We start from the raw sequence: 24,327 nt of genomic DNA on the forward strand, positions 1-24,327 counted from the left end.
ATGTACGAATCTTTTTTTAGCTTGACGAACAAGCCTTTTCAGCTGAATCCCGACCCAAATTTCTATTTTGGTAGCAAGCAACATCGTCGTGCCCAAGCCTATCTTGAGTACGGCATGCATCAGAACGAGGGGTTCATTGTCATAACCGGAGAGGTAGGTGCCGGTAAAACTACCATAGTGCGCGGATTGCTTGAAAATCTTGACGCTGACAAGGTCGTTGCTGCACAGCTGGTTAGCACCCAACTCGACGCAGATGACACACTTCGCCTGGTTGGCGCGGCTTTTGGGCTGCGGACAAAAGATGTCGCCAAATCCGATGTTTTGATGTCACTTGAAGCTTTTCTGATCAGCATGGCGACGAAAGGCAAGCGTTGCCTCCTTGTAGTCGACGAAGCGCAAAACCTGACTGCCCGTGCTGTCGAAGAATTACGCATGCTGTCCAATTTTCAGTATGGAAACCAAGCGCTGCTACAAAGCTTCTTAATTGGTCAGCCGGAGTTTCGTCAGATATTGCAAAGTCCACACATGATGCAGTTCCGCCAACGCGTCATCGCTGCTTGCCATATCGGCCCACTGGACGTTACTGAAACCCAGGCGTATATCGAACATCGCTTGCGACTTGCAGGCGCTAAAGAGAACACGCCTGCCATATCAGCCTCCGCGTTTGAGGCGATATTCAAGGCCAGCAGTGGCATTCCCAGGCGCATTAACTCCGTATGCGATCGTTTGCTGCTCTTCGGTTACCTCAATCAGCAACGAAGTTTTGATGCTTCCGATGTCGAAGAAGTTGCTCGCGAGATATTTGAGGAAACCATCGGGGGAGAGACCGTTATTCCATCCCAAGGAAATACCAGCCTATTGGCAAGCAGTGGGTTTTCCAACGAGAGTTCCCGCACAAGCAACCAATCACCAGCACAGTTACTGGCTGTCCTCAATGCAGAGCATGTTGCCGAGCGCCTTGCACGGCTGGAACAAAGTCTGTTGCAACTAGAAAGAATAAATAGCGCTACCTTGAGCTTGATGGAAAAAATGTTTGAAAAGTCCTCCATTCACGCTGCTGTACCAAGTAATGAAAAGGTTGAGATTTGACATGTGGCCAATTGAACTCGGGCCGGTAATTTGTGTGGTTGGAGCACGCCCCAATTTCATGAAAATGGCTCCAATCCTGCGCGCGCTGGCAGAGCATCAACCAGCGATTCCGGCTATTCTGGTGCACACCGGTCAGCACTACGACCGCGAAATGAATGACCGTTTGTTCGAGGATCTTCGGCTCCCTCAGCCGGATATCAACCTCGGTGTCGGATCCGGATCGCATGCCGTGCAAACAGCGGAAGTCATGAAACGCTTCGAACCCGTGCTGGATGATAGAAAACCCTCGTGTGTTCTGGTTGTCGGGGACGTTAACTCCACTTTGGCATGTACCCTTGTCGGAGTCAAAAAAGGAATCCCTGTCGTTCATGTGGAAGCGGGCTTACGCAGTTACGATCGCGCAATGCCAGAGGAAATCAATCGAGTATTGACAGATCAGGTAGCAGACCTTCTCTATACGACTGAACGTCGCGCTACCTCCAATCTGCAACGTGAAGGCATTAGCGAAGAACGCATCCGCTTCTGCGGCAATGTGATGATTGATTCTTTATTGGCCAATCGACAGTATGCGCGGTCGCCTGCTGATACGTTGGCAGCTGCAGGTGTCGATTCAGCAATAATTTCGGAGAAAAGCGGCTATGGCGTCGTTACGATGCATCGCCCATCGAACGTAGACCATCCTGAGACTCTCGAAAGTCTGTTGACCGTTCTGCGAGAAATATCCTCCGATCTACCGCTAATCTTTGCCCTGCATCCAAGAACCAAGAGCAATATCGATCGTTTCGGCCTTGGCCACCTGATTGATAACAACCGGATGCTCATCCTGCCACCGCAAGGATATCTTGAGATGCTCGGACTACTCTCCCGGGCACGCATCGTTCTGACAGACTCCGGCGGCTTGCAGGAAGAAACAACTGCATTGGGCGTTCCCTGCCTGACCATGCGAGAAAATACTGAACGGCCGATTACCGTCGAACAAGGCACCAACACCATGGTCGGGCGCAATACCGTACTGATCCTCAGCGAAGCAAGAAAGATACTCGCCGGTAACGGGAAATCCGGCTTGGTTCCTGAACTCTGGGATGGGCAAGCTGCCAAGCGCATTGCTTCAGATCTGTTCGCCTGGCTTGCAGAGCGTCAACATAGCCGGTAATTGCGCCAATGGCCATGAAGGAAACCACAGCTCCCTGCAATGCGCTGACAATCGATGTTGAAGATTATTTTCAAGTCTCGGCATTCGCTCCACACATTCCCCGTACTGAATGGACAATTCGCGAATGCCGGGTTGAACGCAATATCGACGTCATCCTCAGGATGCTTGATGACCATGAAACCAAAGCAACTTTCTTCACGCTAGGCTGGATTGCAGAGCGCTACCCTGATGTTGTCAGGCACATTGTCGACAATGGCCACGAGTTGGCTAGTCATGGTTATGGTCATGAGCGCGCGAGCGACCAGACGCCAGAAAGTTTCTATGCCGACATCAATGTCGCCAAACTGATTCTTGAAGACCTGTCAGGGCAAGAGGTCAAAGGCTACCGCGCACCCAGCTTTTCCATCGGGGAGAGAAATCTCTGGGCGTTCGAATGCCTCGAAAAAGCAGGTTACCGATACAGTTCGAGCATCTATCCGATCCATCATGATCACTACGGAATGCCCAACGCGCCGCGCCAAGCACACACAATTGGCGGCCTGACAGAAATACCGGCGACCACCCTACGTTTTCTGAATCGAAATTGGCCGGCAAGTGGCGGTGGCTATTTCCGCTTGATGCCCTACAGCCTTTCACACTGGATGATCAGCCACATAAATCGCGTCGATCAGATGTCTGCTGTATTCTATTTTCATCCTTGGGAAATCGATGTCGATCAGCCCAAAATTCCCGGAATCGGCATAAAAACCCGCTTCCGTCACTATGTAAACATTCATCGGATGGAATATCGCTTGCGCCGCCTTCTGGCCGACTTCAAATGGGGTCGGATGGACCAACTTTTTCTGCGGCGGGACTAAGGGAATATGCAAGTCAAACTATTGGACCCCGATGCCGAGGAATCCATCGCTCGATGGAACGAATTCGTTTACTCCTCGGCTGATGCAAGCTTTTTTCATCGAGCTGAATGGCAAACCATCATTCGCAGCGTTTTCCGCCACCCAACTTATTTTCTCTACGCTGAAAACAATGGCGACATAGTCGGCATATTGCCGCTTGCCCATGTCAACAGCTACCTGTTTGGTAATTCATTGGTTTCATTGCCATTTGCTGTCTATGGCGGCGTAGCATCTGCGCAGCCCGAAGCAATCGCCATCCTGGAACAAGAGGCACAGCTACTAGCTCGCAGATTGAACGTCGACCATCTGGAATTTCGCAATATCGCGCCAAGGCACACCGATTGGCCAACCCAGGACTTGTACGTCACCTTTCGGAAAGAGATATTGCCTAACGTTGATTCAAACATGCAGGCTATTCCGCGCAAGCAACGCGCCATGGTTCGAAAAGGTATCAATAATGGACTGAAAAGCACTGTCGACAACAACACTGATCGTTTTTTCAAGCTTTTTGCCGACAATGTTCACCGCCATGGTACCCCCGCATTGCCAAAGCGCTATTTCGATACCTTACTCGAGATTTTTGGCAAGGATTGCGAAGTGCTGACCGTCACAACTCCAGATGGTTTGCCGTTGAGCAGTGTGCTGTCGTTTTATTTCCGTGACGAAGTACTCCCTTACTATGCAGGAGATGATGAGGCTGCCCGACAGTTTGCTGCCAACGATTTCAAATACTGGGAATTGATGCGCCAAAGCTGCGAGCGCGGCCTAAAAGTATTTGATTACGGACGCAGCAAGAAGGGAACCGGGCCATATTCATTCAAGAAGAACTGGGGGTTTGAACCAGAACCTCTTCATTACGAATACTGCTTGTACAAACGTGCCAGCATTCCCCAGAACAATCCGTCAAATGCGAAATACAAGCTGTTTATCGAGGCTTGGCGTCGGCTACCGATCGGAATTGCCAACTCGCTTGGCCCACTGATTGTCAGAAATCTGGGCTAGGTTACGACTTGCATCGGCTCAGGTTGAGCCAGCACGGACTTTCAAAAAACAGTGGCATTTCCGCCTACCCGGGGAACTGGAAAGCCTTAGCCTCCTACCGTTAAGAAACTGAGCATGTCACCTGCCAACAACAATTGGAAAGCCATAGCACCAATCCTTCTCGGCGCTCTAGGACTGATCGGCTATTTTTATTGGGACACGTTCAGTGAAATGACGGGGACATGGTGGAGGTCCCAAACATATACCCACGGGTTCGTCGTCCCCATCATCAGTGCATGGCTAATTTGGCAAAAACGCGCCCTCTTTTCCCGTATGGCCCCGGCTCCTGCGTTTTGGCCGGTTTTGATCGTTGCAGCTTTTACGTTCATTTGGCTAATTGGTGAGCTTACGGCAATCAACGCGCTGACACAGTTTTCGCTGATTGCCATTGTTGTCTTTTCTGCCTTGGCTATATTGGGCTCAGCTATTAGCAAAGAACTGGCATTTCCACTGGGATTTCTATTTTTTGCCGTTCCAATAGGTGACTTTTTGTTGCCCAATTTGATGGAGTGGACTGCGGATTTCACTGTATCAGCTCTCCGCCTCAGCAACATACCTGTCTACCGGGAGGGGCAGAGTTTTGTTATTCCCAGTGGTCACTGGTCTGTCGTAGAGGCCTGCAGCGGCATTCGCTACATGATCGCTTCAGTAACCGTCGGTACGCTCTACGCTTACCTTACTTACACATCTCTACGACGTCGGTTAACGTTTGTCCTGATTTCGTTCCTCGTCCCACTGATTGCAAACTGGCTGCGCGCATATCTGATCGTAATGCTTGGACATCTGTCGGGGAATAAGCTGGCAGTTGGTGTCGACCATCTGATTTATGGTTGGATTTTCTTTGGTGTGGTAATTGCAATCATGTTTGCAATCGGAATGCGCTGGTCGGAACCTCTGCCCATCTACACATCAGACAGCGCCCTCCCATCAAAAGCTACCTTTGAATACCGGCACCTTTGGCTTGTGGTGATTGTCTTGGCAATAACCATTATTGGCGGACCTGTTGCCGAAAATGCTCTACGCCGCTCAAGTAACAATACAGATCTGACTATCACCAGCCCAGCAGAGGCTGGAGGATGGCTATTGAGTCAATCACCCACTGGCTGGAAGCCACGTTTTGTCAATCCATCTAGTGAATATCAAGCTGCTTTTAATAAAGGCGACCAAACCGTTGGGGTCTATGTTGCCTACTATCGAAACCAGAATTACGGACACAAACTGGTCGCTTCGACCAACGTTTTAGTAATGTCCGACGACCCAGACTGGCAAAACGTTACGGCAGGCAAAACAAACGTCGAATTTGACAACGTAAATCAGGAAGTAAGAACTGCTGAACTACTCAACCGGAGTACCGGAAACGTTGAACGTTACGTCGCCTGGCGTTGGTATCGAATCAATGGACAAATAACTGCCAGCGATATCAAGGCAAAATTGCTTACCGCCCTGTCGATATTATCCGGACGCGGTGATGATGGCGCCGCCATAGTCCTGTATGCACCAAAATCGGAGTCGTCACAAAGCCTGCCAATCTTTGCACGGGATGCAATTCCCCAGATTCACCGTGCCCTGGACGAGATTGCGGGAAAATGAGTGACCGCCCTCTGATCGCTCATGTGGTCTTTCGCTTCGATACCGGAGGCTTGGAAAATGGTGTCGTAAACTTGATCAATTGCATGCCGAAAGACGCTTATCGCCATACGGTTATCGCATTGACTGAAATTACGGATTTCCGAAAGCGCATCGTACGCGACGACGTCGATTTTTTTGCTCTGAACAAACCCCCCGGTCACGCCTTTCAGATATATCCAGCGCTTTTCCGCTTGTTCAGGAAGATCCGACCGGCCATTGTCCACACTCGTAATTTGGGAGCGCTGGAAGCAACTCTTCCGGCATGGGTGGCTGGAGTTCCTGTGTGCGTCCATGGTGAGCATGGCCGCGATGTCGAAGACATGCACGGGACCAACAAAAAATACCAGTGGATTCGGCGCATTTACAGCCCGTTCGTGAAGCATTACATAGCCCTATCCAAAGACCTGGAGCACTATCTGACCTATCCAGTTGGTATAGCGGCAAAACGTGTGACTCAGATCTACAACGGCGTAGACGCCTCTCGTTTCCACCCCTCCCCTAATCGCCGGGACATTGTCGGAAGCCCGTTCAACCATCCTGAATTCTGGATCATTGGCACTGCAGGCCGAATGCAGACAATCAAGGACCAGACCACCTTGGCAAAGGCCTTTGTCATGGCAATGGAACAAGCCCCCTCGCTACGTTCGCGCCTGCGCCTCATCATGGTTGGCGATGGTCCTTTGAGACAGCGCGCATTCAGCATACTGGACGCAGCAGGTCTGAGCGATTGCGCCTGGCTTCCTGGGGAGCGAACAGACATTCCCGACATCATGCGGGGACTCAATTGTTTTGTACTACCATCGCTGGGCGAAGGCGTGTCAAATACCATTCTGGAAGCCATGGCAAGCGGCTTGCCAGTAATCGCAACCGCCGTTGGTGGCAATAAGGAATTGGTCATCGAAGACCAGACCGGCCATCTCGTTCCCCCTGCTGATCCTGCCGCACTCGCCAAAGCAATCGTCGAAACGGCAAACGCTTCCGAAAATGCTGAAATCATGGGAGATAATGCGCGGAGCATGGTCGAAAAGCACTACAGCCTTTCTGCCATGGTCAGAAATTACCAACAGATTTACGACCGCCTACTTTTCCAACGGACTCGCCAACTGGCCAGTCGATAGAGAACAATACCCAATGTGTGGAATCACCGGAATATTCGATACTCGCGGCCAACGCACTGTTGATCGTGTCGTCCTTCACCGGATGAATGAATCCCAATTTCACCGCGGCCCCGATGAGGGCGGACTTCATATTGAACCCGGCGTTGGTCTTGGGCACCGTCGTCTCTCCATCATCGACCTGACAACCGGTCAACAACCTCTTTATAACGAAGATCAGAGTGTCTGCGTTGTATTCAACGGCGAAATTTATAACTATCAGGAATTAATTCCCGAGCTGCAGGCTCTCGGACACATCTTCCATACCCGCAGCGATACCGAAGTCATCGTCCATGCCTGGGAAGCGTGGGGCGAACAATGTGTAGAACGCTTTCGCGGCATGTTTGCCTTTGCGCTCTGGGACCGCAACCGGGAAACCCTGTTTCTCGCTCGTGATCGCTTGGGTGTCAAACCGCTGTTCTATGCACTGTTGGACGATGGAACATTCCTCTTCGGTTCAGAACTAAAATCTCTGCTGGCGCATGGGGGATTAAAGCGCGACATCGATCCTTGTGCGGTAGAAGAATATTTCGCCCTCGGCTATGTCGCCGAACCTCGCTCGATATTCAAGCAAGCGAAGAAGCTTTCTCCCGCACACTCCCTGTTGCTACGCCGTGGACAGCCTATGGCCGCCCCGCGCGAATATTGGGATGTCCGTTTCACCCTCGACAACCGTACTAACGAGACTGATGCCAGTGAGGAATTAAGGCTTCGCCTGGAGGAGTCGATCCGTCTACGCATGATTTCCGAAGTCCCGCTCGGCGCCTTTCTCTCGGGCGGAGTCGATTCGAGCGCCGTGGTTGCGATGATGGCCGGCCTAACCGAAGCGCCGGTCAATACCTGTTCAATCGGCTTTTCCGATCCCGCATTCAACGAATCGGAGTTCGCCAAAATGGTAGCCAACCGCTACCACACCAATCACCACCTCGACATGGTCGAGAGTGACGATTTCGATCTAATCGATACCCTCGCCCGGCTTTACGACGAACCCTACGCCGACAGTTCGGCCATTCCGACCTACCGGGTCTGTCAATTGGCGCGCAAGCACGTCACTGTTGCGCTTTCCGGCGATGGCGGCGACGAGAGCTTTGGCGGCTATCGTCGCTATCGGCTGCACATGATGGAAGAGCGAATGCGTTCGGCACTCCCGCTTAAATTGCGTCGTCCGATATTCGGCACCCTGGGAAAGATCTACCCAAAAGCCGATTGGGCTCCACGTTTTTTCCGGGCCAAGACAACGTTTGAAGGAATGGCGCATACATCCGTCGAAGGTTATTTCCATTCGGTATCCATTCTCCGGGCGCCGATGCGCAAGCAACTATATAGCGCATCGTTCAAGGATTCGTTGGGCGGCTACGACGCTATGGAGGTATTCAAATACCACGCTGCGCGCAGTGGAACGGACGATCCGCTGGCACTGATCCAGTACCTTGACCTCAAGACCTATCTGGTTGGCGACATTAATACCAAGGTGGACCGTGCCAGCATGGCCCACTCACTGGAAGTACGCGAACCGCTGATGGATCATACCCTCGTCGAATGGCTGGCCAGCCTTCCCTCCTCGATTAAGATTCGCGGCCAGGAGGGCAAATATCTGCTCAAGAAAGCCATGGAACCCCGATTACCGGATGACGTCCTGTATCGGCCGAAGATGGGTTTTGCAGTACCGTTGGCACGCTGGTTCCGCGGCCCCCTCAAGAACCGGGTCCGGGAAGCCTTGCTGGGCAGCACGCTGGCCGATACCGGCATGTTTAATCGGGACTACCTCGAACATCTCATCTCCGCGCACGACAGCGGTGCGCGGGATTATTCCAGCCCGATATGGACCCTTCTGATGTTCGAAGCCTTTCTACGGAACGTTCTGCACACCCCTACCCCTGAATCGCCGAAGGTTGCCCATTAATGAATATTTCGGCCAAATCGGTTGGAAATGGACGCCCACTGCGCGTCTTGCATGTGTTGGACCACTCGATCCCGTTGCACAGCGGTTATGCATTCCGCTCGCTCGCCCTTCTCACTGAACAACGCAAGCTTGGTTGGGAAACGCTACACCTAACAACGCCGAAACAAGGCAACACCGAAATGCAGGAAGAAGAAGTCGACGGCTGGCTATTCCACCGCACCCAACCGACCCCCGAGATGAGTGGAGTCCGCGGCTATTTCCGTCAGATGTCCGCTACACGGACAAGCATAGAACGGTTGATCGAGCGCTACAGCCCCGACATCATTCACCCGCACTCCCCTGTCCTCAACGCGATACCGGCCATCACTGCCGGGCGCAAGCGAGGAATTCCCGTCGTTTATGAAATGCGTGCATCCTGGGAAGATGCGGCCGTCGACCACGGCACTACGGTGGAAGGAAGTCTGCGCTATCGCCTTTCCCGTGCCCTGGAAAGCTGGGCGCTACGCAAGGCCGATGGCATTACCACCATTTGCGCCGGGTTACGCGAGGACATTCTTTCACGGGGAGGCATCCCTTCCGAAAAAGTGACGGTCATCCCGAATGCGGTGAACGTCGAATCGTTCGCCTACGCCCCAGCAGCAGAACCAGAACTACGCCTGCGACTGGGACTTGAAAACTGCACCGTCCTCGGTTTTGCCGGATCGTTTTATGGCTACGAAGGCCTCGACCTGCTGCTTGATGCAGCCAAGCAACTGCTCCCGCGTTACCCCGATCTAAAAGTACTTCTGGTTGGCGGTGGACCGCAGGAAAAAGCACTCAAGGAACAAGCCCAACGACTCGCGCTAGGTGATCGGGTCGTTTTTACCGGGCGGGTTCCACATGCTGACGTTCAACGCTACTACGGACAGATCGACTTGTTGTGCTATCCACGCAAATCCATGCGACTGACCGATCTGGTAACCCCCTTGAAACCACTGGAAGCCATGGCCCAAGGCAAGTTACTGATCGCCTCCGATGTCGGTGGGCACAGGGAACTCGTTCGCGACGGCGAAACCGGCATCCTCTTCCAAGCTGGAAACGCAGTTGCCTTGGCCTCGGCCATCGACCGCATGCTGGGCAACCGGGATCAATGGGAAAGCATCCGTCGGGCGGGCCGGCGTTTCGTCGAAAGCGAGCGCACTTGGGCGCGCAGCGCAGAAAACTACCGCACGGTCTACAGTCGTGTATTGTCGCCAGCCCGACTTGCCACGCTCGACCTCGTCATCCAGGACTGATCCCGAAAAATCATGTGCGGCATCTACGGCATCATTCACCTTGACGGAACGGCAGCCGACCCGGCGCTGATGGAGCGCATGGGTAATATCACCCGGCATCGCGGGCCAGACGATCACGGATGGCATGCCGACGGCAACTGCGTCATTGGCATGCGCCGCCTATCGATCATCGACCTGGCCGGCGGCCACCAGCCGCTCACCAACGAGGATGAGAGCCTGTGGCTAGTTTGCAACGGTGAAATCTACAATTTCCGTGAATTGCGCGAGGAACTCATCACAGCCGGGCACCGCTTCCGCACCGGTTCCGACTGCGAGGTCCTCCTACATGCCTACGAGGCCTGGGGTGATGAGTTCCCCCTGCGTCTCAACGGCATGTACAACTTTGCCCTGTGGGATGCCAAGCGGCGCCGGCTGCTGATCGGTCGCGACCGCATCGGCGTCAAACCGCTCTACTGGCGCCAGGATGGACAGCGCCTTGCTTTCGCGACCGAAGCCAAGGCCTTGCTCGAACTGCCCGGCGTGACAGCCGAGGTCGACCGCGTAGCGTTGGCCAGCTACCTGAATCTCGGCTACGTCTCCGCACCGAGGTCGATGTTTGCCGGCATCAGCAAACTGCCCGTCGCCAGCATGATGCGCATCGAGGATGGCACGGCCCATATCGGACGCTACTGGTCTCTTCCGGAAAAGGTCGAAACCGGCGTATCGGAAAACGAATGGTTGGAGCGCATCGCTACGGGTATCGAGCGCTCGGTCCGCATGCAGATGGTGTCTGACGTACCCATCGGCGCATTTCTTTCCGGCGGTATCGACTCATCAGCCGTGGTGGCGTGCATGGCTACAGCCACCAGCCAGCCGGTCAAGACCTATGCCATCGGTTTTGGCGGCTCAGCCGCTGACAATTTCTATAATGAATTACCCTACGCCAAGCGGGTCGCCGAATTGTTCGGCAGCGAACACCACGAAATTGTCGTCAAACCCGATGTAGTTGCCCTTTTGCCGCGCCTGTTATGGCACATGGACGAGCCGATCGCCGACACCGCCTTCATTACCACCTACCTGGTCAGCGAATTCGCCCGCAAAGACGTCACTGTCATTCTCTCCGGTGTCGGCGGCGATGAATTGTTCGGCGGCTACCGTCGCTACCTTGGCAACCACTACGCCGAACGCTTTTCTCGGCTTCCCCGCTTGCTGCAAGGGGCTGCCAAACAGATCGGCCGCATTTTGCCGGCCGACCGCCACTCCAAGTGGCTCAATATTGCACGTCTGGCAAAGGGTTTCCTGGCCACGGCTGAACTCTCCTTCGAGGACCGCTACCGTGCCTACCTGCAGATCATGGATCGCTCGCTGGCCTCTCAGTTGATGCCCGGCATTCAATCATCCTCGTGGGACCCGCTGCTCGACGCCTTCGCGGGCAGCCATCAGGACGACCCCTGCAATCACATGCTGGCAGTCGACATGGCTTCACAACTGCCGGATGACCTGTTGATGCTGACCGACAAGATGAGTATGACGGTTTCGCTCGAATGCCGCGTCCCGCTGCTCGACCACGAGTTGCTGGAAATGGCCGCCACCATGCCGGAAAGCGTGAAGATCAAGGGCGGCGTGCTCAAGGCGGCGATGAAGAAGGCCTTGGCCGGCCATCTGCCGCCCGACATCCTCCATCGCAAGAAGCGCGGCTTCGGGACGCCGATGGGCGCCTGGCTGAAGGGCGAACTGGGGCGCGTGCTCGACCGCATCCTGTCGCCGGAATCGATCGGTCGTCGCGGCCTGTTCGATCCGCTGGTGGTCAGCCGGCTGATCGCCGACCACCGCGCCAATCGCCAGGACTATACCGATGCCTTGATCGCCCTGATCAACTTCGAAGTCTGGGCAAGAATCTATCTCGATCATCGCAGCCACGACGACGTCACTGTCGAGTTGCAGGGAATGCTTGCATGAAAATCCTCTACGTTTGCCATCGTTTCCCCTTTCCGCCCAAGCGTGGCGGGAAGATTCGTCCGTTCAACATGATTCGCCATTTTTCCGCCCAGGGGCATCAGGTGACGGTGTGTTCGCTCTCCCGCTCGGCGAGCGAGGCGATCGAAGGCGATGGCATCGCCGCGCACTGCCACCGCTACGAAATGGCATCGGTGAAGAATCCGATCCAGGTCATCCGCATGGTTGCCCGCCTGCCGCTGCTGACCCCGTCGTCAATGGGATTCTTCTATTCGCCATCGCTCAAGCAACGGATCAATGCGCTGCTGGCAAAGGAAAAGTACGACCTGATCTTCGTCCATTGCTCCTCGGTTGCCCAGTACGTCGAGGACGTCCAGGGTATTCCGAAAATTCTCGATTTCGGCGACATGGATTCGCAAAAATGGCTGGAATACGCCAACTACAAGCCATTTCCGCTGTCTCTTGGCTACCGCCTCGAAGGCACCAAGATGGAAATGGCCGAGAAGCGCCTGGCCGGGAAGTTCGACCTGTGTACGGCAACAACCCGCGCCGAATGGGAAACCCTGGAGTCTTACGGGGCAGCCCGTAACACCGACTGGTTCCCGAACGGCGTCGATGCCAACTTCTTCAAGCCGGATGGCGACGGATACGATACCGACACGTTATCCTTCATCGGACGGATGGATTACTACCCCAACCAGGAGTGCATGTTCGACTTCTGTCGCAACACCCTGCCGTTGATCCAGGCTAGGCGTCCGAGCGCCAAGCTGCTTATCGTCGGCGCCGATCCTAGCCCGGCAGTCCGCAAACTGGGCGAACTGCCCGGCGTCACCGTGACCGGCTCAGTGCCCGACGTCAGGCCATACATCCTGCGCTCGGCCGCTATGGTGGCCCCGCTGAACATCGCCCGCGGCACCCAGAACAAGATTCTCGAAGCAATGGCCATGGGCGTTCCCGTCGTTACCGGCCCAGCCGGTGCCGGGGGCGTCGATGCAGAACACGGCGAGCATTTCCTCGTCGGCAGCAACCCGGCCGAGTATGCCGATGCCTGCCTGCGATTTATGCAGGATGCCGGCACCCGGGCTCGCTTTTCCAGCGCCGGCCGCGAGAGGATGCTGAGTAATCATGATTGGGAAGCTTCCATGCGCCGCCTCGACGGTATCGTCGGCCGCCTGCTTGCCCACTGAACAGCGAACTACAATATCAATTCACTTATAGAGGTATCACGATGAAAATCAGTATCTTCGGTCTGGGTTATGTCGGGGCGGTCTCCCTGGCCTGTCTCGCTCGCGACGGTCACGAAGTCATTGGTGTCGATGTCGACCAGACCAAGCTCGATCTCATCAGCAGCGGCAAGACCCCGGTCGTCGAAGAAGGCATGGTTGATCTGGTCCAGCGTGTGGCTGCCTCCGGCCTCGTCAAGGTAACCCAAAATTCCGCCTACGCCATCGCCAATACCGACATTTCTTTGGTTTGCGTCGGCACTCCATCGGCCAACAACGGTAGCCAGGACCAGAGCGCCATGCTGCGTCTCGCCCAGCAGGCCGGCGAAGCCATGCGCCAGAAATCCTCGCCGCATATCTTCGTCTTCCGTTCCACGCTGGTGCCGGGCACCGTGGAGGACGTCATCCGCCCGATCATCGAGGACGTTTCCGGCAAGAAGGAAGGCGTCGATTTCCACTGCTGCTTCCAGCCAGAATTCCTGCGCGAAGGCAGTTCGATCCGCGACTACGACAAGCCCCCCTTCACCGTCGTCGGCTGCAACCACGAGTATCCGGCCGAGCGCCTGCGCGCCCTGTTCGGCCACCTGCCCTGCGAGTTCTACCAGACCAGCGTACGCTCGGCCGAAATGGTCAAATATTGCTGCAACAACTTCCATGCGCTGAAGATCACCTTCGCCAACGAAACTGCCCGCCTGTGCGAGGCGCTCGGGGTCAATCCCTTCGAGGTCATGGATTTGGTCTGTCGTGACAAGCAGCTCAACATCTCGCCGGTATACCTCAAGCCGGGTTACGCCTTCGGTGGCTCCTGCCTGCCCAAGGATTTACGCGCTACGGTCTACCTGGCCAAGCAGGGTGATATCGAACTGCCGATGCACGCCGGTATCCTGGCATCGAACAAGATTCACGTCGAACACGCCATCCAGAAAGTCCTGAACACGGGTTCACGCAAGGTAGGTTTCGTCGGTCTGTCCTTCAAGACTGGAACCGATGACCTGCGTGAGTCCCCGCTGGTAACACTAGCCGAGCAATTGATCGGCAAGGGCGTTCAGTTGCGCGTCTACGATCCCGAAGTTCACCTATCGCGGCTACTCGGTGCCAATCGTCGCTTCATCGAACAGCATGTTCCGCACATCGGCGAACTGATGCGCCCCGACCTTGCCGAAGTCGCCGCTGAATGCGATGTCCTGGTCGTTGGCTTGGCGACCAAGAAAATTTTTGCCGCGCTGGAACAGCATGTCACGGATAAGCACTACGTCCTCGACCTAGTTGGACTGCCTAACAAGGATGCCCTTAAAGGTCGCGTGGAGGGGCTTTGCTGGTAACAGCAGCCGGTCGCCGGAAATGGCTCGGGCGCCTGCTGGCGCTCGACCTTTCCGTGTTGCTCGTGCTGGGCCTATGGCTCATCGCACAAGCGATACCGAGTACAGAAGCAGTACGTCTGCGCAACGCCCTCACCTATGGGGGCACCATCGAGGCAGCCGACCTAAGGTGGGCTCCCGGCAACGCACCGCCCAGCTTCCTGTTTCAGGGAAAGCAGCTTCCGCCTGCCCTGGCCGAGGCAGTAAGCCAACTCGATTTCTCGCAAGTCTCCGACAACTGGACACGCAGCCAAGTCGTTGCCCGTCACCTGCAGGGCTACATCAAAGACAAAGGACCGGTCATGGCCGGTCTGGAACAAACCTACCGCAAGGTCGTCACCGAAGGCGAAGGCTACTGTGGCGACTATGCCCGCCTGTTCTCGGCCATGGCCCAAGCTGCAGGGATTCCCGTGCGGCAATGGAGTTTTTCGTTCGATGGTTACGGTGGCCATGGCCATATTTTCAATGAAGTCTGGGATGAGCACTCCAGACGATGGCTCGCCATTGACGTTTACAACAACTATCTCTACGTCGATGCACAAAGCGGGAACCCGCTTTCAGCACTGGAATTCAGGGCTGCACTTCGTGGCGAACGCTCGCCTGCCGTATTGCGTCTGCTCGCCCCGGGCATACGTCCTGGCTTTGAAATACCGGAAAAAGCTACGGACTATTATCGACGCGGTGCCAACGAGTGGTATCTCCAGTGGGGCAGCGACGTTGTCGGCACCGATCAAAATCCCTGGGTCAAATCGACGGATAAGCTGTCCCGGCACCTGGGCCAGCTCATGGCCATCGTTGCTGGCGTACAGCCGACTCTGCGCATCATTGCAACCCCGGAGAGCGCCGACAAAATCGCCGCGCTTGAGCGTCTGCACAAGCAACTCATCGTCGCCTTGCCTACATTCGCCATGCTACTGCTAGTAGCGCTTGCGCTAGGCATTGCCTGGCGCAAGGCGAGCGCTGAGAAAGCGGAATCCGCGTCGGATGACAGCAGCGCACTTCGCATTGCCATCGTCGGCCCACTCCCGCCCCCCTCCGGCGGCATGGCGAATCAATGCCGACAACTCGTCCGGCTGCTTCGTGATGAAGGCTTGATTGTCGAACTGGTACAAACCAATGCCGCATACCAACCCTCCTGGGTCGGCGGCGTCCCGGTCCTGCGTGCCTTCTTTCGCCTGATTCCTTATCTCTTGGCTCTCTGGCGCGCGAGTACGAGAAATCAGCTGTTTCACATATTCGCCAATTCCGGCTGGGCCTGGCACCTCTTCGCCGCCCCCGCCGTTGCGATGGCCCATCTCCGCGGCATTCCGGTCATCGTCAATTATCGGGGCGGCAATGCCGATCCCTTTTTGGCCAGCGCGCCGGGCTACGTTCTACGCATGCTGCGTGGAGTTTCCGCTGTCGTCACCCCGTCGGGTTTCCTACGCGACGTTTTCGCCAAGTACGGCATCTCCGCCACCATCATCTCCAACATCATCGATCTGACTCGCTTCAAGCGGCGCAAGCCCGGCATTGAAAACAATGCACCTCACCTCATCGTCGCCCGAAATTTCGAGGAAATCTACGACATCCCGATGGCCATTCGCGCTTTTTCTAGCGTTTGCAAACGCTTCCCAGAAGCTCGCATGACCCTGGCCGGCACTGGGCCGGAGCGCAACGCCTGCGAACGGCTGGCAACCGATCTGGGCATCCGCGATCGCATCCATTTCGCGGGCCGTATCGATAATGACCGGATACCCGAGCTTTACGCCAATGCCGATATTGCGATAAATCCCAGCACCGTCGACAACATGCCGATCTCCATCCTGGAAGCCTACGCGAGCGGCGTCCCAGTGGTTACGACCGATGTCGGTGGCATCCCCTATATTGCCGAGCATGAAAAAACGGCACTTCTGGTCCCGGCAAGGAACCCCGATGCGATGGCCAATGCCATCCTGCTCCTGCTGGACACCCCGGCCCTTGCCGAAACCCTTATCGCCAATGGGCTTCACGAGGCCGAAACCTATGCCTGGCCCGTCGTCCGGGAATGCTGGACCGGACTCTATCGGCAGTTACTCACCCGCCAGCTGTCTGCCGCCAAGGAAATGGCATGAGCCTCTATACCCAACTCTGTTCACGGATCATCTTCCCTCTCCACGAGCAGTTCAAGCACCATGACTCGGTGGCAGTACGGCAGCGGCTCGAAGAACAGCAGTGGCAACCACGAACCGAGTTGGAGACATGGCGTATCTCCCGTCTACGGGATTTCCTGGCACGTGTCGACAAACACGTTCCCTATTACCGCGATCTCTTTGCCCGCATCGGCTTCAAACCGGAAACGCTGTCATCCGTGGATGACCTTCACGCACTCCCGCTGACTGACAAGGCGATGATGCGCGCCGCCGGCGACGCATTGAAAGCAGAGAACGCACAAAACCTATCGCGCTACAACACTGGCGGCTCTTCCGGCGAACCGTTGATTTTCTACATCGGCAAAGACCGCAAGAGCCACGACGTCGGCGCCAAGTGGCGTGTGACGCGCTGGTGGGGCGTTGACATCGGAGATCCTGAAATTGTCGTCTGGGGCAGCCCGATCGAACTGGGCGCACAAGACCGGGTACGGATGGCTCGAGACAAATTGTTGCGGACCGAATTGTTGCCTGCCTTCGAAATGTCGAAAACCAATCTCGACCGTTTTGTCGAGACGATACGAAGCCGTCGTCCAGCCATGTTATTCGGCTATCCCTCCTCGCTTTCGATGATCGCCAAGCATGCCGAAACCAATGGTGTCAGGCTAGACAACATCGGCATCAAGGCCGCTTTCGTCACCAGCGAGCGTCTCTACGACGAACAGCGCGCGACAATTCAGAAAATATTCGGATGCCCAGTGGCCAATGGCTACGGTGCGCGGGATGCCGGCTTTCTCGCTCATGAATGCCCGCAAGGTGGAATGCACTTGCAGGCCGAGGACATCATTGTCGAAATTGTGGACAGCGAAGGGAATCCGCTTCCCCACGGCCAATCTGGGGAGATCGTGGTCACCCATACGGCCAGCCACGAATTTCCTTTCATTCGTTATCGGACAGGGGATATCGGCGTACTCTCCGACGACACCTGCAAATGCGGACGTACCCTCCCCCTGCTCAAGGAAATCCAGGGACGAACCACTGATTTCATCGTCGCTGCGAACGGGACGGTCATGCATGGCCTCTCGCTCATCTACACAGCCCGCGATCTACCCGGTATGCAACAGTTCAAGATCGTTCAGCACAGCCTGGAGCACACCGAGGTATTGCTCGTCACTCAGCCGCCATTCGGCCCGGATTCTGAAGAGCGCCTTATTCGGGACTACAAGGCGCGGCTGGGGCAGAACGTACGCGTTACCCTCACCCACGTTACTGAAATCCCCCGCGAAAAATCCGGCAAGTACCGGTATGTGGTCAGCCACGTCAAAAGCGCCGCCGCGCAAGCATCTCAAAGTTAAGCGAAGACCATGCGTGACATATTCATAACGGCGATCATCTGCGGGCTAATCCCCTTCATCCTGAAAAACCCCAGAATTGGTGCCTACTCCTGGGCCTGGCTGGCGATGATGATTCCCCACCGCCTGGCCTATGGCTTCGCCCGAACCCTTCCGTTTTCCCAAGTCGTAGGCATCGCTACACTCATCGGTTTCCTATTCTCCAAGGAAAAAAAGCCCTTTCCACTCTCAACGATTACCGTTATTTATCTGTCTTTCCTCGGTTGGATGACCATGACTTCATTCTTCGCCGTCGACACCCCTGAAGCTATTTGGGCGCGCTGGGAATATGTAATGAAAATTCACCTCTTCCTGATGCTGACCCTGATGCTGCTCCGTGGCAGGCAACAGATTGAGCAATTAATCTGGGTGATCACGCTGTCAATTGGTTTTTACGGACTCAAAGGCGGACTATTCACACTGCAAACAGGCGGTGGAGGGCGAGTTTGGGGGCCACCAGGTGGTGTTATTTCGGGTAATAACGAACTCGGCGTTGCGCTGGTCATGCTCGTCCCATTCATGTACTACCTCTTCCAGACTTCGACACGCCGCTACATCCGAAACGGAATGCTATTTCTCATTGCGGCAACCTTCCTTGGTATTCTGGGAACCCAGTCACGAGGTGCATTGCTTGCCCTTGTCTGCATGGCTTTTTTTGTTGCAATCAAGGGAAAACGGCCGATCATAACCACGTCGATCATAGGTGGATTACTGATTACGGCCATCGCCTTCATGCCAGACTCCTGGAACAGCCGAATGAACACTATCGAGTCGTATGATCTCGATGCCTCTGCGATGTCAAGGGTTTACACCTGGAAAACCATCTGGAATTTGGCGATTGATCGCCCGCTTGTCGGCGCAGGGTTCAATACAGACATTCCAATCATCTTCGCAACCTACGCACCATTTGACATGGAAAAATTCGACTTCCAAGGTACGGTTTACGTCGCCCATAGCATCTATTTCCAAGCACTAGGGGAACATGGTTTTCCCGGTTTAATCCTATATGTGTTGATCGGTATCCTAGCGTGGCGTAAGGCAGGAAAACTGGCTGCCAAGGCCCAACGACACCCTGATTATGCAGAATGGATTCCCCTGCTTATGAGAATGACTCAAGCCAGTCTTGCTGGATTTGCCGCAGGAGGGGCATTCCTATCGTTGGTACATTTCGACCTCCCCTACTACATTGTTGCTTTCGTCGTTCTAGTTGACGCTACGCTGAAGGAGGATGTCGATAAAACAACTGCTCTAACGCGGGAAAATGAATAAATTAATCTAACCCCTAAGAAATCATCACACACGGAAGGTGCCTAATCATGACAGTTCTCGCTGAACGGTTGCTTGAAAAGTACTACCGGAACTCACCTCATCCATACAGAATATTCGAAGAGCGTATTGCAACGCTCGTTAATCAAAAATCAACTCTTCTAGATGCAGGATGTGGAAGAACGCTCCCTGTTCTTCGGAAATATGCAGGAAAAGCCTCACGCTTAATTGGCGTTGAATTGGTTGATTTTACCGATGTTCCCGAAGGGATCGAAACTTACAACGCTGATTTATCCCAAATTCCCCTGGCTGACGGCAGCGTCGACATCATCATGTCACGAAGTGTGTTTGAGCACCTAGTCAATCCGGAGAGTGTATACCGTGAATTTGCTAGGGTTCTTCGACCGGGCGGTCTGGTTATTTTCCTCACGGCGAATATGTGGGACTACGGAACCCTAGTTGCAAAGCTGATACCAAATCGGTATCACGCAAGCATTGTAAAGCATACAGAAGGCAGAGCAGAGGAAGATACATTTCCTACAGCATACCGCACGAATACCAGAAATGATGTGGAACGCCTTGCACAACAAACTGGATTAACAGTAAGAAAGTTCGAATATCTAAATCAATACCCCAATTACTTGATGTTTAATGGGGCGTTCTTTTTCGTGGGAATGTGCTTTGAACGAGTAACTAGCCGGTTCAATTTTTTGCGCTTTCTCCGAGGGTGGATACTAGTCACATTGCAAAAATAAAACGAAAACACACTTCTTCAGCCATACAAAAAATGACCACCCTTACATCTCTTTTAACACGTGCAGCATTTTCAGGATCCACAATACTGACATCCTCTCGACTGTCCATTTTAATATTCCACCGTGTTTTATCTCAGCCGGATCCGCTTTTTCCAGGAGAGTTCGACAAAGCGCGCTTCGACGTACTCATGTCATTCGTTGCTAGAACTTTCAACGTTATCACGTTGGGTGAAGCTGCAAAGAGGCTCAGTCAAAACAATCTCCCCCCCCGAACACTTGTCATTACATTCGATGATGGTTATGCAGATAACGCGGAAGTAGCTTTTCCAATACTTAACAAATACGATATCCCGGCGACCTATTTTGTATCATCAGGCTTTCTCAATGGGGGCCGTATGTGGAACGACACCGTCATTGAATGTATCCGACATACCGAATTTGATGAAATTGATCTTAGTAAGCTAGGCCTCGGTGTATGTAGTTTAATCAGCACGGAAGCGCGTAGCAAAACAATTAGCCTGATACTAGGAAAAATTAAATACCATAATCTTTCAGAACGCGAAGATGCTTTGGGCCATCTGGAATACTTGACAGGGAATAACATACTGCCAACAAACTTAATGATGAGTTCAGATCAGGTTTCCAAAATGCATCGCAATGGAATAGAAATAGGAGGGCACACAACAAACCATCCTATTCTCTCAAAATTAAACTTAAAAGACGCTGAAAATGAAATCGCAGGGGACCGGGATAGACTAGAAGGAATAATTGGTTCGTCAATTCGAGTTTTTGCTTATCCCAATGGCAAACCTAATCATGATTACACCGTCGAGCATGCTCGACTAATTGAGAAAATGGGGTTTCAATGTGCCGTGACAACCGCAAAAGGTGCCGCTAAAACGGGGGCTGATCTGTTTCAACTGCCACGCCACACTCCTTGGGGAACATTTCTACCCGTATGGTCTGCGCGACTATTAATGAACCAATTGCAAGCACGCTTCGATGTGGCATCACCGCTATTATCTTACCCCACCAACTGAGACTCACAAAACAGAAATAATAAATCAGTGTTTCTCTAGAGAAGAATTACTTTCTGGGCCTAATATCATTGGCCCAATGTACTTCCTAGCCACCACAACGTTATCCACAAAAAGGTGTTGATCATGCGGCGAAGGATCAATTCCTCCATGATATATGTTAATCCAGACATCCTCGATATGCAGACGATCAATGCTCCGATAACGGAGGTTGGCTCTTTCCATTATCAAGCGCCCATCCAGCCAAATCTGTAAAACACCATCAGAAGCGTTTGGTGAATTAAGTTTCACTCGCTGCTCAATGCAGTACCAACGATTTTTCGCCAACAATGCACTTGGCCATGGCCAATACTCTCCATATTGACTACCCATTCCTGCATGATATGCATAGGTGCCGAGCTGAGTCAGGCCACGCATGGGGTGATCCCCTTCAAAAATTCGTAAAAAACCGCCACGCATAGACCAACCGTTAGTGCCATCAGAACGGCGTCCTCCCCAACCGGCGGTATTGTAGGTGCCAGCCATACCCGGCATCTTCCCTCCGTCGAGTGTGGGATTCCAGTCATCCGCAAAACGGAGGTAGTAACGAAAATACAAGTCGTCTGGCTCCTTACCGAGAACATTGGTTTTGAACCTTACATCCGATCCATAGTTGCTGCCCTTCTTGAGATTGATACGCAGTGCGGGCCCCGAAAGCGGAACAAAGCGCAGACTGGGTGAGTCTCTGACGATATCTATTTCGCCACTTGCATTGGCCCATTTTGATTTCCACATTAAGCCCTCATCAAAACCAGATGCAAACACGACATCCGGATGCTTCTCAATACCGCGATCATTCTCAAAAGCTGCGGCAATACCTTGGCGCGGTGCGTTGGCAGGAAATGCAGGAAGCACTGTATTAAACACACCGATACGCAGCGTGCTGGGCTGCCCCTTGGCATTGGTCATCAATAAGCGGGCGCGTGCCAGCTTGCGCCCTTCTAAATATTGCGGTAATTCGAATTCGAGCAGAGCATTTTCCTGTCCACTGATTACTAGCGGATCAATCCGCCCAATGGCGCGGTAGGTCGAACAGTTGAGGTGGGTGTCGGCAATTGGCTTCCTGTTCTCCCGCGTTCCATCCGCATATTCCAGCACCAATATCGGCCAATTTGTCGGGGTGCGATTTTCACGACTGTTAAACACTGCATAGCCAGTGCCCCCTACGGCTCTCAGGAAAAACGCGCCCCGCGCCTGATTTTTGGCAGCCCATTTACGAACTAAGTTTGTTACTTCCCAGACTGCACCGATCGCCGTGACCGACGCAACATCGAATGCCTCGTCGCCATACATTTTCCCGTTGGCATCCAGCCAGTCGCCCAAAGAGCGCTGCCACGGAAGAATATCTGCCAGAAAATGCGAGCATGTGGCGCCACCTTCGCCTTCATACAAGCGCAGACGGTCTGCAGGCTCATTCGATGCCCCGCCTCCCGCCGCCACAGACAATTCGGCTGCAAGGCAAATCAGCAATCCTCCAATCAAATGGCCAATCCGAGCCGCAAATGTCATAGGTTTATGCAGGAACTCACAACCCAGACCAGATATTGCTGATGCTGAATTGCTCATTCAGCCTCCTTCTTCCAAGGCCCAAACGGGAGCCGGGCCAACAGAAGTCTCAACTCATATGAATATGGGTGATCGGTTAACCACATGCACGCCAATGTCGCCAGCAATGCCATACCGCCGCCAGTGCCCAAATGGATGATCTGCCAGTTTGAGACTGCTTCGCCAAGCGCCAGGCCGACCAGCGCCCCTACGGCAGCTGTCGCCGTGATCCCACAAGCCGGAAACAGCGCTTTTGCGACATCGCGCCAGTGAAGAGGTATTGAACTGGAAAGGAAGTGAAATGCCAGCCCCACATTCAGCAGACTGGCAACCACGATGCCGTAGCAAATAGCCGTCAGTCCGAAAGGTGCCGCCCCCAGCATGATCAGAATACGGAGAACCTGCATGCTGACCTGCAACAAGCTACTTTTCTTCACTTGCGACAGGGCCAGCAAAACCTCCGTTGACATAAGCATGACGAGATCCACCGCCATGGCCACACAAAGGACGCGCATCAACGGTACGGCAGCATCCCATTGATCGCCGTAAAGTACGCGAATGGCGGGCAATGCAAGGCATGCACAAATGGCATAGAACGGCCAACCGATAGAGGTTGTCATCAGGACCGTTTTCAACAGCCCCTCGCTGACATTCCCTCCTTCACGGCGCGTGGCCGAGAAGAACGGCAAGGCAACACCATGTACAGCTGACATGACAGTTCGTGCGAACATTTCCAGCAATCCATTGGCGCGACTGAAAAAGCCGACATCGCCCATGCTCGCGGTGCGTCCAATGATCAGGTCGGGTGCGCTGCGGCCAAGTTGGCCAAAAATGTAGATGCCACTGGCAAAACCGCCGAACGCCAGCACTCCCCTAACCTCCTTGAGGCCTGGCCAGCGCGGAAGTTCGGCCGGACGCATGGCAAAGCTCATGGCCACGGTAATCACCACTCCCAGCAAGGAAGAGTAGGCAAGGCTCATGTAGCTCAGTCCGGCAAAGCCCATCACAACGGAAGCCAGTGATGACGACACACCGGCGACGATGGAAATTTTGAAACCAGGGGCAAAATCCATCTGCCGCCTGAAATAGGCCATGGTTACCGCCCCAAAGGGAATAAGCAGGAAATTACACGCCAGAACCCGCATGACACTGCCGACGCCTGCCTCGGCATAAAACTCTTGGGCGAAGAAACTTCCGCCAAACATCCCCGCTGCCATCAACCACGAAATGGAGATATTGATGGTCAGGGCCGCACGAATCTTGTCGCACGTCAGATTTGTTTCCTGAATCAGATACTCGGCAACTCCGAAATCGCGGACAACCGAGGCCAGCGCAGAAAGCGCCGCAGCCACCGAAAATATGCCCACTTCATCTGGCTTCAGGATTCGGGCCAGAACCATTGAGGTTATCAGCTGCAGGACCATCAAAAAATAGTTCTGACCTAAAGAATAGAAGATTGATTTCCTGACCGAGCCCACGCTGACATCCTACTTATTGTTGCCCTTAGCGCCACTGCGCCTAGGTGGGCGAG

At 54.1% G+C, this 24,327-nt stretch carries 18 protein-coding genes; 16 read left to right on the forward strand and 2 right to left on the reverse strand.

Features of this window, described 5'->3' with window-relative positions; all coding sequences use genetic code 11:
* From LZ012_RS12105 to LZ012_RS12180, 16 genes are all read left to right on the forward strand, one after another.
* Nucleotides 1–1,089, forward strand: coding sequence for an XrtA/PEP-CTERM system-associated ATPase (locus LZ012_RS12105; protein ID WP_275711073.1), 1,089 nt, complete (start codon nucleotides 1–3; stop codon nucleotides 1,087–1,089).
* A gap of 1 nt (nucleotide 1,090) precedes the next feature.
* Nucleotides 1,091–2,242, forward strand: coding sequence for a non-hydrolyzing UDP-N-acetylglucosamine 2-epimerase (gene wecB / locus LZ012_RS12110; protein ID WP_275711074.1), 1,152 nt, complete (start codon nucleotides 1,091–1,093; stop codon nucleotides 2,240–2,242).
* Between the two features lie 8 nt (nucleotides 2,243–2,250).
* A complete protein-coding gene (locus LZ012_RS12115; RefSeq protein WP_275711075.1) occupies nucleotides 2,251–3,099 on the forward strand; it encodes an XrtA system polysaccharide deacetylase in 849 nt (282 codons plus the stop codon).
* Between the two features lie 6 nt (nucleotides 3,100–3,105).
* Complete coding sequence (locus tag LZ012_RS12120) at nucleotides 3,106–4,140, forward strand: FemAB family XrtA/PEP-CTERM system-associated protein (protein WP_275711076.1); 1,035 nt, start codon at nucleotides 3,106–3,108, stop codon at nucleotides 4,138–4,140.
* A 114-nt stretch (nucleotides 4,141–4,254) separates the two neighbouring features.
* Nucleotides 4,255–5,769 (forward strand): exosortase A, encoded by a 1,515-nt coding sequence (gene xrtA, locus LZ012_RS12125; RefSeq protein ID WP_275711077.1) that lies wholly within the window; start codon nucleotides 4,255–4,257, stop codon nucleotides 5,767–5,769.
* Entirely contained in the window at nucleotides 5,766–6,926 is a 1,161-nt protein-coding gene (locus LZ012_RS12130; RefSeq protein WP_275711078.1) for a TIGR03088 family PEP-CTERM/XrtA system glycosyltransferase, read from the forward strand. The genes xrtA and LZ012_RS12130 overlap by 4 nt, the downstream gene beginning before the upstream one ends.
* Nucleotides 6,927–6,939: 13 nt before the next feature.
* Entirely contained in the window at nucleotides 6,940–8,865 is a 1,926-nt protein-coding gene (locus LZ012_RS12135) for an XrtA/PEP-CTERM system amidotransferase (protein ID WP_275711079.1), read from the forward strand.
* Nucleotides 8,866–8,903: 38 nt separating this feature from the next.
* A complete protein-coding gene (locus LZ012_RS12140; protein WP_275711764.1) occupies nucleotides 8,904–10,139 on the forward strand; it encodes a TIGR04063 family PEP-CTERM/XrtA system glycosyltransferase in 1,236 nt (411 codons plus the stop codon).
* 12 nt (nucleotides 10,140–10,151) lie between these two features.
* Nucleotides 10,152–12,077: an asparagine synthase (glutamine-hydrolyzing) gene (gene asnB / locus LZ012_RS12145; RefSeq protein WP_275711080.1), complete on the forward strand. Its 1,926-nt coding sequence runs from the start codon at nucleotides 10,152–10,154 to the stop codon at nucleotides 12,075–12,077.
* Nucleotides 12,074–13,261, forward strand: coding sequence for a TIGR03087 family PEP-CTERM/XrtA system glycosyltransferase (locus tag LZ012_RS12150; protein ID WP_275711081.1), 1,188 nt, complete (start codon nucleotides 12,074–12,076; stop codon nucleotides 13,259–13,261). The genes asnB and LZ012_RS12150 overlap by 4 nt, the downstream gene beginning before the upstream one ends.
* A gap of 41 nt (nucleotides 13,262–13,302) precedes the next feature.
* Complete coding sequence (locus tag LZ012_RS12155; RefSeq protein WP_275711082.1) at nucleotides 13,303–14,619, forward strand: nucleotide sugar dehydrogenase; 1,317 nt, start codon at nucleotides 13,303–13,305, stop codon at nucleotides 14,617–14,619.
* Entirely contained in the window at nucleotides 14,610–16,748 is a 2,139-nt protein-coding gene (locus tag LZ012_RS12160) for a glycosyltransferase (RefSeq protein WP_275711083.1), read from the forward strand. The genes LZ012_RS12155 and LZ012_RS12160 overlap by 10 nt, the downstream gene beginning before the upstream one ends.
* Nucleotides 16,745–18,118: a phenylacetate--CoA ligase family protein gene (locus LZ012_RS12165; RefSeq protein WP_275711084.1), complete on the forward strand. Its 1,374-nt coding sequence runs from the start codon at nucleotides 16,745–16,747 to the stop codon at nucleotides 18,116–18,118. The genes LZ012_RS12160 and LZ012_RS12165 overlap by 4 nt, the downstream gene beginning before the upstream one ends.
* A 9-nt stretch (nucleotides 18,119–18,127) precedes the next feature.
* Complete coding sequence (locus LZ012_RS12170; protein WP_275711085.1) at nucleotides 18,128–19,423, forward strand: putative O-glycosylation ligase, exosortase A system-associated; 1,296 nt, start codon at nucleotides 18,128–18,130, stop codon at nucleotides 19,421–19,423.
* 47 nt (nucleotides 19,424–19,470) lie between these two features.
* Nucleotides 19,471–20,175: a class I SAM-dependent methyltransferase gene (locus LZ012_RS12175; protein WP_275711086.1), complete on the forward strand. Its 705-nt coding sequence runs from the start codon at nucleotides 19,471–19,473 to the stop codon at nucleotides 20,173–20,175.
* 32 nt (nucleotides 20,176–20,207) lie between these two features.
* On the forward strand, nucleotides 20,208–21,215 hold the full coding sequence (locus tag LZ012_RS12180) for a polysaccharide deacetylase family protein (protein WP_275711087.1): 1,008 nt from the start codon (nucleotides 20,208–20,210) through the stop codon (nucleotides 21,213–21,215).
* Between the two features lie 24 nt (nucleotides 21,216–21,239).
* On the opposite strand, the gene LZ012_RS12185 is transcribed toward LZ012_RS12180, so the two are convergent.
* Nucleotides 21,240–22,817, reverse strand: a complete 1,578-nt coding sequence (locus LZ012_RS12185) for a polysaccharide lyase (protein WP_275711088.1) — start codon at nucleotides 22,815–22,817, stop codon at nucleotides 21,240–21,242.
* Nucleotides 22,814–24,274: a lipopolysaccharide biosynthesis protein gene (locus LZ012_RS12190; RefSeq protein ID WP_275711089.1), complete on the reverse strand. Its 1,461-nt coding sequence runs from the start codon at nucleotides 24,272–24,274 to the stop codon at nucleotides 22,814–22,816. Before LZ012_RS12190 ends, LZ012_RS12185 begins: the two co-directional genes overlap by 4 nt.
* Nucleotides 24,275–24,327 lie beyond the last annotated feature (53 nt).

It is taken from the genome of Dechloromonas hankyongensis, from assembly GCF_022012295.1.
GTDB classification, from domain to species: Bacteria; Pseudomonadota; Gammaproteobacteria; order Burkholderiales; family Rhodocyclaceae; genus Azonexus; species Azonexus hankyongensis.

Bases quoted from the DNA above. Each gene is read 5' to 3' on its own strand.
- LZ012_RS12105 (WP_275711073.1), top strand. From the start codon at position 1: ATGTACGAATCTTTTTTTAGCTTGACGAACAAGCCTTTTCAGCTGAAT.
- wecB (WP_275711074.1), top strand. From the start codon at position 1,091: ATGTGGCCAATTGAACTCGGGCCGGTAATTTGTGTGGTTGGAGCACGC.
- LZ012_RS12115 (WP_275711075.1), top strand. From the start codon at position 2,251: ATGGCCATGAAGGAAACCACAGCTCCCTGCAATGCGCTGACAATCGAT.
- LZ012_RS12120 (WP_275711076.1), top strand. From the start codon at position 3,106: ATGCAAGTCAAACTATTGGACCCCGATGCCGAGGAATCCATCGCTCGA.
- xrtA (WP_275711077.1), top strand. From the start codon at position 4,255: ATGTCACCTGCCAACAACAATTGGAAAGCCATAGCACCAATCCTTCTC.
- LZ012_RS12130 (WP_275711078.1), top strand. From the start codon at position 5,766: ATGAGTGACCGCCCTCTGATCGCTCATGTGGTCTTTCGCTTCGATACC.
- LZ012_RS12135 (WP_275711079.1), top strand. From the start codon at position 6,940: ATGTGTGGAATCACCGGAATATTCGATACTCGCGGCCAACGCACTGTT.
- asnB (WP_275711080.1), top strand. From the start codon at position 10,152: ATGTGCGGCATCTACGGCATCATTCACCTTGACGGAACGGCAGCCGAC.
- LZ012_RS12150 (WP_275711081.1), top strand. From the start codon at position 12,074: ATGAAAATCCTCTACGTTTGCCATCGTTTCCCCTTTCCGCCCAAGCGT.
- LZ012_RS12155 (WP_275711082.1), top strand. From the start codon at position 13,303: ATGAAAATCAGTATCTTCGGTCTGGGTTATGTCGGGGCGGTCTCCCTG.
- LZ012_RS12165 (WP_275711084.1), top strand. From the start codon at position 16,745: ATGAGCCTCTATACCCAACTCTGTTCACGGATCATCTTCCCTCTCCAC.
- LZ012_RS12170 (WP_275711085.1), top strand. From the start codon at position 18,128: ATGCGTGACATATTCATAACGGCGATCATCTGCGGGCTAATCCCCTTC.
- LZ012_RS12175 (WP_275711086.1), top strand. From the start codon at position 19,471: ATGACAGTTCTCGCTGAACGGTTGCTTGAAAAGTACTACCGGAACTCA.
- LZ012_RS12180 (WP_275711087.1), top strand. From the start codon at position 20,208: ATGACCACCCTTACATCTCTTTTAACACGTGCAGCATTTTCAGGATCC.
- LZ012_RS12185 (WP_275711088.1), bottom strand. From the start codon at position 22,817: ATGAGCAATTCAGCATCAGCAATATCTGGTCTGGGTTGTGAGTTCCTG.